Genomic DNA, 13,642 nt, shown 5'->3' with positions numbered 1-13,642 from the left:
TGGCGGCGGGCCGTTGGGTTGCGCCCGCCGCCGGTGGTTTCTTTGTACGAGGTAATCGGGGGATGGTTCTGTTGCCTTACAGCGTGCCGAGTCACGGCACAGGTGGAGCGACAGCTACATCGGCGAAGCGGGTCGAACCGGTCATCGGGACTTTCTTTTTGTGTCCCGGGACGGCGTTCCTCACTGACGTGTTGTGTATCGATTCACGTGTGTAGGAACCGTCGCGGGTGGATTGCATCCGCTCGGGCGATGGCGGCCCGGCGCGGGTGGTGCTGGATCGTTCGCGGCTCGTCGCCAGCCCCCCGCCGACGACGATGCGCACGGCGCGTTGGGCTACGCGCCGCGTGCGGCCTTTATGGTGATTGCGAGGTTCGCGTCCGCTCTCGTCATGAGCATGTCCTGCCTCAAGGAGACGTGAAGACCTTCCCAAGCCGAACCCCTACGCTTGGGCTCCCTCCGCGGGGCCGACCACTAGATGTTGTGGCCTCGCAGGGGTTCAACGCTACGCCCGGCGTTGCCGGAAGTCAACGGCTTGTTGATGACTATCACGCTTCGTGCGTCATCGCAGCGACACGGATCGCGCTTCGCCGCGCCGTGTCGGCACCGCGCTTGCGCAGGCCGCGAACGCGCGGCGCGACGGCGGCGGCTTCATCGGTTATTTATTGCCGCTCTTCAACACTGCGGCGAGGCCGGAACGAGTCGCGGGCGCCGCGGTCCAAGCCGGCGGCGCCGGGCCCGGCCGAGGCTCGAACGGTCCGCTCTCGCGGCGGCCCGCTCTTGAAGCCCGCGGCGGCCGCCACGATTGCTTGAACGACTGCCCGTACGACCTACGCCCGAACCACGCCGCGCTCCGCCTCCCATCCACGCACCTTCGGAACCGCAACACGATGCGTCCCTTGCCGACCCTGCTGACCCTCGCCCTGGCCGCCGCGTTCGGCGGTTTCGCCGCCACCGCCATCCGCGAGGGATTGGAAGCGCCGGCGCAAGCCGCGCCGCCGCCGCCGGCCACGCTGTCGGTGCCGGCCGCCGCCGCGTTGCCGGCCTCGGTCGCCGGCCAGCAGCTGCCGTCGCTGGCGCCGATGCTGCAGCGGGTCACGCCGGCGGTGGTCAGCGTGCACACGAAACAGACCGTGCGCATCCGCAACCCCTTCGCCAACGATCCGATCTTCCGCCGCATGTTCCCCAACATCCCGCAGGAACGGATCAACGAGTCGCTCGGCTCGGGCGTCATCATCGACGCCAAGAACGGCTACGTGCTGACCAACCACCACGTCATCGAGGGCGCCGACGAGGTCTCGGTGACGCTGGCCGACGGGCGCACGGTCAAGGCCGACTTCATCGGCTCCGACCCGGACACCGACGTGGCGCTGATGCGCATTCCGGCGCAGAACCTCAGCGCGATTTCGCTGGCCGATTCCGACGCGCTGCGCGTGGGCGACTTCGTGGTCGCGGTCGGCAACCCGTTCGGCATCGGCCAGACCGTCACCTCCGGCATCGTCTCGGCGGTGGGCCGCAGCGGCCTGCGCGGCTTGGGCTATCAGAACTTCATCCAGACCGACGCTTCGATCAACCCGGGCAATTCCGGCGGCGCGCTGGTCAACCTCAACGGCGAACTGGTCGGCATCAACACCGCCAGCTTCAATCCGCAGGGCAGCATGGCCGGCAACATCGGCCTGGGTTTCGCGATTCCGGTGAATCTGGCGCGCAACATCAAGGATCAGCTGATCGCCAACAACGGCGTCGTGCGCCGCGGCACGCTGGGGCTGGAGTCGCAGGACGTCACCCCGCAGCTCGCCGCCGCGCTCAAGCTGGCCGAGCCGCGCGGCGCGCTGGTCTCGCGCGTGTTCGCCGGCAGCGCCGCGGCCGCGGCGGGGCTGCGCGCCGGCGACGTGATCCTCGGCGCCAACGGCCAGCGCGTGGACGGACGCGACGCGTTGCGCAATTTCGAGGGCCTGCAATCGATCGGCAGCAAGATCGCGCTGGACGTGCGCCGCGACGGCCAGTCGCTGTCGCTCAACGCGACCTTGCGCGAACAGCCGCGCTCGCTCGCCGGCGCCGACCTCGACGCGCGCCTGACCGGCGCCACCTTCGGCGAGTTGCCCGAGCGTCTGCGCCAGTCCGGCCTGTCCGGCGTGGTCGTGGAAAGCGTGACCCGCGGCAGCCGCGCGGAGGCCAACGATCTGCGCAAGGACGACATCGTGCTCGCCGCCAGCAGCGGCAATTTCGACGATCTTCCCGGCTTCCGCGCGAGCTTCAGCCGCGCGCCGGCACAGTTGCTGCTGCGCGTGCAGCGCGGCAACAGCGTCGGCAATCTGGCCCTGCGCTGAGCGCGGGCCGCGCGGTTGCACGCGGGCCGTTAACATCGGCCCGCTAAGATCGAGCCGTCGAGTCGCTAAGATCGACCGCGCGCCTTCGCGGCGCGCCACCCGTTCATCGCCGTCGAGGGCCGCTACCATCGCCCGGCCCGACCACGGCCCGCCGAACCCGGGACACGTTCCGCGGTTCATTCCCGCAGCAACACGGAGGTAACCCATGTCCCCCACTTCGACCGATAACGTCAAGAGCAACCTCGGCCAGGCCGGCAGCCACCTCAAGCAGGCCGCCAGCGACGCCGGCGACGCGATCCGCAGCGCGGCCGGCGTGGCCGGCGAGGAACTCAAGCTCGGCAAGGCCAACGTCAAGTCCGATCTGGCCGACAGCGCGCTGGCCGGCATCGCCGCGGCCGAGCACGCCGGCGGCGCGGCGCGCGAGCAAGTCGACGCGCTGATGGACAAGGGCCGCGATCTGATCGAAAGCGCCGCCGAGTTGGTGCGCGAACGTCCGCTGGCGTCCTTCGGCGTCGCCTTCGCCGCCGGCTTCATCATCGCCAAGCTCGCCCGCAGCGGCGACAAGTGAGCGCGAGCGACGCCCCGCACGGCGAGGACGCGCGCGCCGGCGACCGCGGCGAGCCCCGGCAGGGGCCGCTGCCGCTGGAAGACGCCTTCCGCGAGATCGGCGATGCCGGCCGCGAAGGCTTGTCGGCCGCGCTCGACACCGGCCGCGCGCTGCGCGGCCTGTTGATCGCCGATCTCGCCTTGGCCCGCAGCGCGCTGGGCCGGGCGCTGTTGTGGGTGGCGGTGGCGATCGTGTTCGGCGCGTCGTCGTGGCTGTTGCTGATGGCGGCGCTGATCGCGCTGCTGCAGGGCGTGCTGGGTTGGTCGTGGCTGGCGTCGATGTCGGCCGCGGCCGGGTTGAGCTTGGTGGTCACCGCCGTCGGCGCGTGGCAGGCCTTGCGCTATTTCGAGTACACCCGGCTGTCGGCGACGCGGCGGCAGTTGCGCCGCATGGGCCTGGGCCACGACGACGAGGACGATCGCAAGATCGAAGCGCATCAGAAGGAGGCGCGATGAGCCGGTTCGATCGTCTGCAACGGCGCGTGGACAAGCGCGAGCGCCTGCTGGAAGGGCGCTACGAGCAGGTGCAGGAACGCAAGCGCGTGCTGAGCAAGTCGTGGCGCGAGGCGTGGACGCCGGGGCGGATCGTGATCGCCGGTTTGGTCGCCGGGTTTTTCATGGGCCGCGCCGAGCCGGTCAAGATCGCGGTCAAGAGCGGCAATCTGATGCAGATCGTGAGTTTGCTGTCGGGGTTGTTCGCCGGTGCCGGCGCGCAGGAGGCGGCGGATCAGGCGGGACAGGCGGCCGGTCAGGCCGGGCGCGCGGCGCGTGCGGCCGATCAGGCGGCCGATGGGGCGCAGACGGGTGCGCAACGCAGTGCGGCCTGACTGCCTGACGCGGGCTGATGGGCTGGGCTGAGACTTCGGGGACGGGCCCAGGGCCGGGGAAGCTCCCCACGGGCTAAGGGCCTTCGGCATACGCCCGTGGGGAGCTTCCCCGGCCCTGGGCCCTCCACCTTTATTTGATGGTTCGCAGGCGCTGCGTGAGTGCGCGCGCGTGCGTACGCGATAGGCACCGCTTCGCTTTTTGAAACGCTCGACCAGAACCGCAGGCATCGGGCCTGCCGGGGACTCCCTCGGGGCGTATGCCGAAGGCCCTTAGCCCCGAGGGAGTCCCCGGCAGGCCCGATGCGCCCGCGCCCCCCCCACCGCACCCCAAATCGCGCTGGCGCCTACACACGCAAGAGCGCACAGTTTGCGCCGGCTCCACCGCACGATACCGCCTTGATCCCGCCCACCGCGTCCGACTCCGCCTCCGTCCCGCCACCCGCAGCCGCGGACGCCGACCCAACGCCCGCCAGCGATTCCACGGCGAGGCCCGCGACTGCGCGCCCGCGCGCCCCGGTCTCGCTGCTGGTGCTGGCGACGCTCGCCGCCGGCTACACCTTATGGGCGGCGCAGGAACTGCTGCTGCCGATCCTGCTGGCCGCGTTCTTCGCCTTGGTCGGCAACCCGATCCTGCGCCTGCTCGGCCGGCTGCGCCTGCCGCGTTTGTTGGCGGCGCTGATCGTGCTGGCCGGCGGCCTCGCCGTCGCCGGCGCGCTGACCTTGCAGTTGGCCGAGCCGGCCGGCGAATGGGTGCGGCAGGTGCCCAAGGAACTCAAGCAGGTCGGCCCCAAGCTGCGGCAGATGACCAAACCGTTCCAGGACGCCAACCGCGCCGCGCAGAACTTCGCCCGCGCCGCCGGCGGCGAGAACACCGCCAAGCCGGTGCAGGTGGTCAAGACCGAACTCGACGATCCCTACCGCGCCCTGACCTCCACGCCCAAGCGCGTCGCCCAAGTGCTGGCGGTGGTGCTGCTGACCTTCTTCTTCATGGTGTTCGGCGAGTCCTTGCAGCGCAACGCCATCGCCCTGCTGCCGAGCCAACAGCAGAAAAAGCTCACCATCGACATCCTGCATTCGATCGAGCGCGAGATCTCGCGCTACGTGCTGACCATCAGCCTGATCAACACCGGCCTCGGCCTCGCCCTGGCCGGCGCGCTGTACGCGCTGGGCACGCCGCTGCCCGAATCGCTGCTGTGGGGCACGATGGCGGCGATCCTCAACTTCGCGCCCTTCGTCGGCCCGCTGATCGGCGTGGGCGTGATGCTGGTGATGGGCCTGGTCGCGTTCGACGAACTGTGGCCGTCGCTGCTGCCGGCCGGCTTGTACCTGGGCCTGCACACCATCGAATCGCAACTGGTCACCCCGCTGGTGCTGGGCCGGCGCATGCGCCTGTCGCCGCTGGTGCTGATGCTGGCGCTGATGTTCTTCGGCTGGCTGTGGGGCATCGTCGGCCTGCTGCTGGCGGTGCCGATGCTGGTGTGCGTGAAACTGGTGCTGGCGCGCATCGAGGGCATGGACGGCTGGGCCAAGCTGCTGGAATGAGCCGCGCGTGATCCTCGCCGCCGATGTGCACTACTTCGACCGCGGCGCGCGCGCGGCCGGCGTGCTGTTCGCCGACTGGGGCGACGCGGACGCGGCGGCGGAACTGACCATCGACATCGATAACGTCGCCGCCTACGAGCCCGGCGCGTTCTACCGCCGCGAGCTGCCGTGCCTGTCCGCCTTGCTGGCGAAGCTCGATGCGTTGCCGGCGTGCGTCGTCGTCGACGGCCACGTCTGGCTCGACGGCGCCGGCCGGCCCGGCCTCGGCGCACACCTGTGGGACGCGCTGCGGCGCGAGGTCGCCGTGGTCGGCGTGGCCAAGACCCGCTTCGTCGAGACCCCGGCCGAGGCCGAGGTCGTGCGCGGCGGCGCGCGGCCGCTGTACGTGACCGCCGCCGGCCTGGACCCGGCGCAGGCGCGCGCGGCGGTGGCGCGCATGCACGGCGCGCACCGCCTGCCGGAATTGCTCAAGCGGGCCGACCGGCTGGCGCGCGGCGGCTGAACGCGGCGGCGACGCGTCCAGCGACGCGCGTCGGTCATCGGCGCCGGCCCGGCAGGCTAAAATGGCGCGCATGACCTTCCCCGTCCGCGCCATCACCCTGGACCTCGACGACACCATCTGGCCGATCGCGCCGGTGATGCTGCGCGCCGAGGCGGTTCTCGACCGATGGCTGCGCGCGCATGCGCCGCGCACCGCCGCGCTGTATCCGATCGAAGCGGTGCGCGCGCTGCGCGACCGCATCGCCGGCGAGCGGCCGGACTTGGCCCACGACTACACCACCCAACGCCGGCTGACCTTGCAGCACATGCTGCGCGAGGGCGGCGAGGATCTCGCCCTGGCCGAGCCCGCGTTCGACGCGTTCTTCGCCGCGCGCTGCGAAGTCGAGCATTACGCCGACAGCGAAGCCGCGCTGGCGCGGCTGGCCGCGCGGGTGCCGCTGGCGGCGCTGAGCAACGGCAACGCCGACCTCAAGCGGATCGGGTTGATGCCGCTGTTCCGCTTCCAGCTCGGCGCGCGCGAACACGGCCGGGCCAAGCCCGACGCCAGCATCTTCCACGCCGCCTGCGCGCGCCTGGAGCAGGATCCGGCGCAGGTGCTGCACGTCGGCGACGACATCGAAATGGACATCGTCGGCGGCCGCCTCGCCGGCCTGCGCACGTGCTGGATCAACCGCGAAGCGCGTACCTGGCCCGAGCATCACCCGCGCCCCGATCTGGAATTCGCCACCCTCACCGCGCTGGCCGATTGGCTGGAACGCGCCCCACACGAACGCACGCTGCGCACGGACACCGCCTCCGCATGACTCTGCCCCTGGGTTTCACTTCTTCCGACGCCGGCGCGCTGCCGCTGGATCTGGTCGGCCGCGCCGACTTCGCCGCCTGGCGCGACGCGCTGCCCGCGCCCACCGCCGCCTGGGTGCAGACCCAAGGCTTCGACGGCTCGGCCGGAACCGTGGTGCTGCTGCCCGGCCCGGACGGCGCGCTGATGGGCGCGGCGGTCGGCACCGGCGCCGATCCGCTCGATCCCTACGCCTACGGCCACGCGCCGTTCGCGCTACCGGCGCGCAGCTGGCGCACCAGCGACCGGCTCGAACCCGGCGTGCGCGACGCGCTGCGCTTGGGCTGGGGTTTGGGCAGCTACCGCTTCGACCGCTACAAGGCGCCGCCGCGCGCGCCGGCGCAGTTGCTCGTCGCCGACGCCGGCGACGAAGTTTTCGCCGTGCTCGCCGCCAGCGTGCGCGTGCGCGATCTGGTCAACACGCCGACCGAACACATGGGCCCGGCCGAACTCGAACAGGTCGCGCGCGAGATCGCGCAGCGCCACGGCGCCAAGATCGAGGTGATCGCCGGCGACGCGTTGATCGAACGCAACTTCCCCGCCATCCACGCCGTCGGCCGCGCCTCGCACCGCGCGCCGCGTTTGATCGCGCTGGAATGGGGCGACGCCGCGCACCCGCACGTCGCGCTGGTCGGCAAGGGCGTGTGCTTCGACACCGGCGGCCTCGACCTCAAGCCGGCCGACGGCATGCGCTGGATGAAGAAGGACATGGGCGGCGCGGCGCACGCGATCGCGCTGGCCGAACTGATCATGGCGCGCAAGCTGCCGCTGCGGATCACCTTGCTGGTGCCGGCGGTGGAAAACGCGGTCGGCCCCAACGCGTTCCGTCCGGGCGAGGTGATCGCCACTCGCCAGGGCATCAGCGTGGAGATCGACAACACCGACGCCGAAGGCCGGGTGGTCCTGTGCGACGCGCTGACCTACGCCAGCGAGCGCAAGCCGGCGTTGCTGCTCGACTTCGCCACGCTCACCGGCGCGGCGCGCATCGCGCTGGGCCCGGATTTGCCGGCGCTGTATTCGAATCAGGACACGCTGGCGCAGGACTGGCTCGACGCCGGCGTCGCCCAGCGCGATCCGGTCTGGCGCATGCCGCTGTGGCGTCCGTACCTGCGTTACCTGACCAGCCACATCGCCGACATCGCCAACGGCGGTCCGTCGAAGATGGCCGGCTCGGTGACCGCGGCGCTGTATCTGGAGCGTTTCGTGCCGGCCGATCAGGCCTGGGCGCATCTGGACGTGTACAGCTGGAACGACGCCGACCGCGCCGGCCGTCCCGCGGGCGGCGAAGCGCAGGGGTTGCGCGCGGTGTACGCGATGCTCAAGGCGCGCGCGGCGGGTTGAGGTCGCGATGCGCGCGCGGATGAAAACGCGATGGGCGGCGTTGACGCTGGCGGCGGCGATGATCGCTCCGGCGGGCGCCGCCCAGCCGCAAGCGGCGAAGGCGGACGCGGCGATGCCGCAGGCGGCGGCCGCCGCCGCGAACGCGATGCCGGCGCAAGCGAACGCGCCGGCCTCCGAGGCGAAGACCTCCGCGTCGACGCAACCAAGTTCGTCGACGCAAGCCGATTCCGCGCAACCCGCCGCGACCTCGCAGCTGGTGCGCTCGCCGCAACCGATCCCGGCCGACGACCGCCTCAAGGTGTTCCTCGCCGGCAGCATCGACATGGGCGGCACCCGCGACTGGCAAGCGCAGTTCGCGCGCGAGCTCGCCGACGAAGGCGTGGTGCTGCTCAACCCGCGCCGCGAAGATTGGAACCCGGCGTGGAAGCCGGTCGCCGAGGAACCCGAGTTCCGCCGTCAGGTGGAATGGGAACTCGCCGCGCTGCAGCGCGCCGACGTGATCGCGATGTACCTCGCGCCGGGCTCGCAGGCGCCGGTCAGCCTGCTCGAACTCGGCCTGCACGCCGGCTCCGGCAAGGTGCTGCTGGCCTGCCCGGACGGGTTCTGGCGCAAGGGCAACGTCGACATCGTCGCCCAGCGCTACGGCATTCCCCGCTACGACTCGCTGCCCGCGCTGGCGCAGGCGGTGCGCGCGCGCTTGGCCGAACTGCGCCGCGCGCGGGCGCGCTGATCGCGGGCAGCACGCTCGCGGCCGCGGCCGCGCTTCCCACGCCGCACGCCTGCGAACCGTCCCGCGACCGGCAGCGCCCGCGTCTTCGACGCCCTTCCCGAACGTCATCCCCGCGAACGCGGGGATCCAACGCCTTCAGCGCGCCCCGCCCCGCAAAGCCCAAGGCTTTCGCCCCGCCCCGCCCCACGCCTCGGCCCGGCGCCCTGTCCTCTCCCGCCCCCATCCACCGTTATTCCTTGCGGTTCCAGGCGACCCAGGGGACTGGCGCCCGCAACCCCGTTCAGACAAAATGTGATTTGTGGCACACTTATTCAGTGCTATGAATCACCGAAGTCCGCCCGGGTCCGTACCCGGGTTTCAGGGCCGCCAGGCAGCCTCAGCGCCCGAACCTTCGCAGTAAGGCTCGAAACAGGGGAATCCATGAATCGCTCGACCCAACTCGGCCGCCAGGCCGGCGCGCTGCTGTGCGCGTTCGCGCTGGCGTTCGCCGGCAACGTTCTGGCCAGCGGCGCCTCCAGCCAACGCGTGGCCAACGCCACCGGCGGCGTTCTGACCGACGGCTCCGACGGCTTGCGCGTCACCTGGGGCAGCAACAGCCAGTTCCAGGTGCGGCTGGGCAACGCCGATCAGGTCTACAACAGCGGCTCCACGCCGACGGGCGGCAATCTCTACAACAGCATTTATCTGCGCGTGGACCGCGGCGCGGGCGCGGTGCGGGTCTACACCAACGCCAACAACGCCAACACCGGCGCCTTCACCCAGTTCACTCAGGTCTCGCAAAGCGCGCTGAGCGGCGCCGGCACGGTCGGCTCGCCGTACCAGACCACGACGACGCTGCGTCCGAACAACACGGACGACGCCGGCATCACCGTCACCATCCTCGACAGCTACATCGTCCCGCAGGCGTGGTTCACCCGCCGGGTCGCGCTGAGCGGCATGCCCGCCAGCGGCGCGTCGATCAAGTTCTATCAGAACATCGACACCTTCCTGCAAGGCGGCGACAACGGCCCCGGCTTCAGCCGCACCACGCCGGGCAACACCACCGGCCGTCCCGATCTGGTCGGCGTGGCCAAGGGCACGCAGTTCGAGGCGCTGTGGTGGGAGCCTTCGTCGGGCACGCCGAACTGGGATCAATACTTCAGCGGCAATTACACCTGGCCGCAGTGGCGGATCTGCAACGGCGGCAACAACAACACGCCCAATTGCGCCGTCGCCGGCGGCGATCTGGGCAACACCGTCGACACCAACGCCAATACCGACAACGGCATCGCGGCGCAGTGGAACATCCCGTCGGGCGCGGCGAACTTCACCGCCGAATACCGCGTCACCTTCGCCCTGACCTCGGTCGATCTGGTCAAGCGCTTCGCGCCGGCCACGATCAACGCCGGCGGCGTGTCGACGCTGACCTTCGACCTGAGCAACAAGGGCACCGGCATCACCAACAGCATCCGCTTCACCGACACGCTGCCGGCCAACGTGGTGATCGCGCCGACGCCGAACGTGCGCACCAGTTGCCCCAGCGGCGGCGCCCTGGGCACCGCGCTGGGCGGCATGACCGTGACCGCGACGCCGGGCACCGGCACGATCGCGGTGAACAACGGCACCGTCAACGGCGGCAGCGCCGGCGCGGCGCTCACCTGCCAGATCGCGGTCGACGTCACCTCGAACACGGTCGGCGTTTACCACAACACCAACGCGAGCATCGGAAACACCAACAATCTGGTGAATCTGGTCGGCGACGAAGTGCTGACCGTAGTGCAGCCGCAACTCACCGCCAGCAAGTCGGTCGTCGGCGCGCTCGCCGCGGGCCAGACCGGCGCGGCCAGCGACGGCTATTTCAGCATCGGCGTGCAGAACACCGGCAGCGGCGCGACCAGCGGCGCGATCGCCATCGCCGATACCTTGCCCGCCGGTTTCAGTCTGGTCTCGGCGTCCAGCGCGCAGGGCGCGGTGAACTGCGGCACGCTGCCGGCCACCGGCACGGTCGCCTGCAGCTTCACTCCGACCGCGCCGATCGCCGCGGGCGACAGCGCCAGCGTGCGCCTCAACGTCGCCATCGCCGCGGCCGCGAGCGGTTCGCCGGTCAACCACGTCGCGGTCGCCGGCGGCGGCGATCCGGATCCGCTGCCGGCCTGCCCGGCCGCCGGCAATCCGCAGTGCGCGCAGACGCCGGCGCCGATCGCGGTCAACGTCAGCCTGAGCCTGGTCAAGAGCGAATTGCCGTTGGCTTCGACCTACACCCCGGGCCGCCCGACCACTTACACCTTGCACGCCTGCAACACCAACGGCCCGGCGGTGGCCAACGGCGCCACCCTCAGCGACCCGCTGCCCAAGGGCGTGAAGCTGTCGGGCGCGTGGAGCTGCGCCGGCACCGGCGGCGGCACCTGCCCGGCCAGCGGCGGCAACGCCGGCGACACCACGGTCGCGCTGACCGGCGTGGTCCTGCCGGTGGGCGCCTGCATCGACGTGCAGGTGCCGGTGCTGTTCGATCAGGCGCCGGCGACCTACTACTAAGGTCCGCGCGGTCCCTCGCGACGGCCGCCGCCGGTGCTCCGGCCGGCGGCCGTTCGCGTTTGCGGCGGGCGAAAACCGCAACCCGTGCACACGCCGTCCGGGGCAGACTCGTTCCGGCCCGAACATCCGCCGGGCATGACAACTGTCAGGTCGAACCGGCGACAGCCGCGCTGACAAAAACTGACTTTAAGCAGGTTGGATCGGGCCGGTGCCGCGGTCACACTACGCAACTTCAGGCGTCCTGGTTGGGAACATGAGCGCATCCGCCGATCTGCTGAAGGAACTCCGCATCGACCGCAGCCGTCCGCCGGCCCCTTCGGGCCCGGGACGCGGTTGGCTGATCGGCGCGGCGGTGCTGCTGGCGGTGCTGGCGGCGGCGGGTTGGCTCGCCTTCGGCCGCAGCGCGGGCGCCAAGGTGCGCACCGCCACCGTCACCGCGATCGGCGCCGGCAACGGCGGCGCCGGCGCCTCGGTGCTCGACGCCACCGGCTACATCGTCGCCCGTCGCATCGCCACGGTCTCGGCCAAGATCACCGGCAAGGTGCGCGAGGTGATGATCGAAGAAGGCCAGCGGGTCGAAGAAGGCCAGATCATGGCCACGCTCGATCCGATCGACGCCAACGCCCAGCGCGAACTCAGCGCCGCCCAGCTCGCCGCCGCGCAAAGCGATGTCGCGCGCGTGCAGGCCCAGCTCAAGGAAGCCGAAGCCAACGCGTCGCGCCTGTCGTCGCTGACCCAGCAGCAGTTGGTGTCGCGCTCGCAGTTCGATCAAGCCGTCGCCCAGCGCGATTCGCTGCGCGCTCAGCTGCTGACCGCGCAGCGCAACGTCAAGGTGTCCGGCGACGGCCTGCGCATCTCCGACATCGGCGTGGACAACACCATCGTGCGCGCGCCGTTCTCCGGCGTGGTTACCGCCAAGGCCGCGCAGCCGGGCGAAATCGTCTCGCCCTTGTCGGCCGGCGGCGGCTTCACCCGCACCGGCATCGGCACCATCGTCGATATGGATTCGCTGGAGATCGAAGTCGACGTCGGCGAATCCTTCATCGGCCGGGTCAAGCCGAAGATGCCGGTGGAAGCCACGCTCAACGCTTACCCGGACTGGAAGATTCCGGCCGAAGTGATCGCGATCATCCCCACCGCCGACCGCGGCAAGGCCACGGTCAAGGTGCGCATCGCGATCAAGAGCCGCGATCCGCGCATCGTCCCGGACATGGGCATCCGCGTCAGCTTCCTCGAAGCCGCCAAACCCGCCGGCGCCGCGCCGGCGAAGCCGAGCGCGATGCTGCCCAACGCCGCGCTGGCCCAGCGCGACGGCAAGGACGTGGCGTTCGTGGTCGAAGACGGCAAGGCCCGCCGCACCGAGGTGACGCTGGGCCGCAAGCTCGGCGAAGACCGCGAAGTCACCGCCGGTTTGAGCGGCGGCGAGACCGTGGTGCTCGATCCGTCGGACTCGCTGCAAGACGGCGCCAAGGTGCGTGTCGAAAACGACGGTTCCGATTCGTCGGATACACGGTGACCCCGCACGGGTGACCTGTACCCGTTGACGCGGTGACGGCGGCGCGCCCGCCCGATCCACGCCCGCAACTCCGCGCGGCAGCCTCAGCGCCGCGCGCGCTTCACCGGTCCGCGACCGGCGCGCCCCCGTGCGCGCGGCGCCCGCCGGTTCGCATCGTTCCTATCGCTCCCGCACCCGCACACCGCCCGAGGACGTCGAAGATGGACACCCTGGTTTCGATCAACCACCTCACCAAAACCTATCAGCGCGGCCCGGAAAAGGTCGAAGTGCTGCACGGCATCAACCTGGACATCGCCAAGGGCGATTTCGTCGCGCTCATGGGGCCTTCGGGCTCGGGCAAGAGCACGCTGCTCAATCTGATCGGCGGCCTCGACAACCCCAGCGGCGGCGAGATCACCGTCGAGGGCGAGCGCATCGACCGCCTCAGCGCCGGCCAGCTGTCGCAGTGGCGCAGCCGCCACGTCGGCTTCGTGTTCCAGTTCTACAACCTGATGCCGGCGCTGACCGCGCAGAAGAACGTCGAACTGCCGCTGCTGCTGTCGCCGCTGGGCGGCGCCCAGCGCAAGCGCAACGCCGAGATCGCGCTGACCCTGGTCGGCTTGCAGGATCGTCTCAACCATCGCCCCAACGAACTCTCCGGCGGCCAGCAGCAGCGCGTGGCGATCGCCCGCGCGATCGTCTCCGATCCGACCTTGCTGATCTGCGACGAACCCACCGGCGACCTGGACCGTCAGGCCGCCGAGGAAATCCTCAACCTGCTGCGCCTGCTCAACCGCGAACACGGCAAGACCATCGTCATGGTCACCCACGACCCGAAGGCCGCCGAGTACGCCACCCACACCCTGCACCTCGACAAGGGCACCCTGGTCGAGCAGCAGCCCGGCGCGCACTGAGCGGAGA

General features: G+C 70.8%; 12 protein-coding genes. All 12 read left to right on the top strand.

What is annotated here, in order from left to right; genetic code table 11:
• The first annotated feature begins 887 nt into the window (after positions 1–887).
• The 12 genes from J5226_RS08205 (at position 888) to J5226_RS08150 (ending at position 13,635) form a co-directional block, all read left to right on the top strand.
• The gene (locus J5226_RS08205; protein WP_215839433.1) at positions 888–2,327 is read left to right on the top strand and encodes a Do family serine endopeptidase; all 1,440 of its coding nucleotides are present in this window, start codon (positions 888–890) and stop codon (positions 2,325–2,327) included.
• 205 nt (positions 2,328–2,532) lie between these two features.
• Positions 2,533–2,895, top strand: a complete 363-nt coding sequence (locus tag J5226_RS08200) for a hypothetical protein (protein ID WP_215839432.1) — start codon at positions 2,533–2,535, stop codon at positions 2,893–2,895.
• Positions 2,892–3,389, top strand: coding sequence for a phage holin family protein (locus tag J5226_RS08195; protein WP_255323028.1), 498 nt, complete (start codon positions 2,892–2,894; stop codon positions 3,387–3,389). Before J5226_RS08200 ends, J5226_RS08195 begins: the two co-directional genes overlap by 4 nt.
• Complete coding sequence (locus J5226_RS08190) at positions 3,386–3,760, top strand: hypothetical protein (protein WP_215839431.1); 375 nt, start codon at positions 3,386–3,388, stop codon at positions 3,758–3,760. The genes J5226_RS08195 and J5226_RS08190 overlap by 4 nt, the downstream gene beginning before the upstream one ends.
• Positions 3,761–4,159: 399 nt before the next feature.
• On the top strand, positions 4,160–5,302 hold the full coding sequence (locus J5226_RS08185; protein ID WP_255323096.1) for an AI-2E family transporter: 1,143 nt from the start codon (positions 4,160–4,162) through the stop codon (positions 5,300–5,302).
• Between the two features lie 7 nt (positions 5,303–5,309).
• A complete protein-coding gene (locus J5226_RS08180) occupies positions 5,310–5,804 on the top strand; it encodes an endonuclease V (protein ID WP_215839429.1) in 495 nt (164 codons plus the stop codon).
• A gap of 70 nt (positions 5,805–5,874) precedes the next feature.
• Positions 5,875–6,606 (top strand): HAD family hydrolase, encoded by a 732-nt coding sequence (locus tag J5226_RS08175; protein WP_215839428.1) that lies wholly within the window; start codon positions 5,875–5,877, stop codon positions 6,604–6,606.
• Positions 6,603–7,982, top strand: coding sequence for a leucyl aminopeptidase family protein (locus J5226_RS08170; protein ID WP_215839427.1), 1,380 nt, complete (start codon positions 6,603–6,605; stop codon positions 7,980–7,982). The genes J5226_RS08175 and J5226_RS08170 overlap by 4 nt, the downstream gene beginning before the upstream one ends.
• Before the next feature lie 19 nt (positions 7,983–8,001).
• On the top strand, positions 8,002–8,712 hold the full coding sequence (locus J5226_RS08165; protein WP_215839426.1) for a nucleoside 2-deoxyribosyltransferase domain-containing protein: 711 nt from the start codon (positions 8,002–8,004) through the stop codon (positions 8,710–8,712).
• 420 nt (positions 8,713–9,132) lie between these two features.
• The gene (locus J5226_RS08160; protein ID WP_215839425.1) at positions 9,133–11,226 is read left to right on the top strand and encodes a DUF11 domain-containing protein; all 2,094 of its coding nucleotides are present in this window, start codon (positions 9,133–9,135) and stop codon (positions 11,224–11,226) included.
• Between the two features lie 253 nt (positions 11,227–11,479).
• Positions 11,480–12,742: an efflux RND transporter periplasmic adaptor subunit gene (locus J5226_RS08155; RefSeq protein ID WP_215839424.1), complete on the top strand. Its 1,263-nt coding sequence runs from the start codon at positions 11,480–11,482 to the stop codon at positions 12,740–12,742.
• 200 nt (positions 12,743–12,942) lie between these two features.
• Positions 12,943–13,635, top strand: coding sequence for an ABC transporter ATP-binding protein (locus J5226_RS08150; RefSeq protein WP_215839423.1), 693 nt, complete (start codon positions 12,943–12,945; stop codon positions 13,633–13,635).
• Positions 13,636–13,642 lie beyond the last annotated feature (7 nt).

It is taken from the genome of Lysobacter sp. K5869, from assembly GCF_018847975.1.
GTDB lineage: Bacteria > Pseudomonadota > Gammaproteobacteria > Xanthomonadales > Xanthomonadaceae > Lysobacter.
Note: the sequence above shows the minus strand (reverse complement) of the source record. Positions and strands in the feature narration are given on the sequence as shown.

Coding starts and splice junctions, on each gene's coding strand:
- J5226_RS08205 (WP_215839433.1), top strand. CDS start 888: ATGCGTCCCTTGCCGACCCTGCTGACCCTCGCCCTGGCCGCCGCGTTC.
- J5226_RS08200 (WP_215839432.1), top strand. CDS start 2,533: ATGTCCCCCACTTCGACCGATAACGTCAAGAGCAACCTCGGCCAGGCC.
- J5226_RS08190 (WP_215839431.1), top strand. CDS start 3,386: ATGAGCCGGTTCGATCGTCTGCAACGGCGCGTGGACAAGCGCGAGCGC.
- J5226_RS08175 (WP_215839428.1), top strand. CDS start 5,875: ATGACCTTCCCCGTCCGCGCCATCACCCTGGACCTCGACGACACCATC.
- J5226_RS08170 (WP_215839427.1), top strand. CDS start 6,603: ATGACTCTGCCCCTGGGTTTCACTTCTTCCGACGCCGGCGCGCTGCCG.
- J5226_RS08165 (WP_215839426.1), top strand. CDS start 8,002: ATGAAAACGCGATGGGCGGCGTTGACGCTGGCGGCGGCGATGATCGCT.
- J5226_RS08160 (WP_215839425.1), top strand. CDS start 9,133: ATGAATCGCTCGACCCAACTCGGCCGCCAGGCCGGCGCGCTGCTGTGC.
- J5226_RS08155 (WP_215839424.1), top strand. CDS start 11,480: ATGAGCGCATCCGCCGATCTGCTGAAGGAACTCCGCATCGACCGCAGC.
- J5226_RS08150 (WP_215839423.1), top strand. CDS start 12,943: ATGGACACCCTGGTTTCGATCAACCACCTCACCAAAACCTATCAGCGC.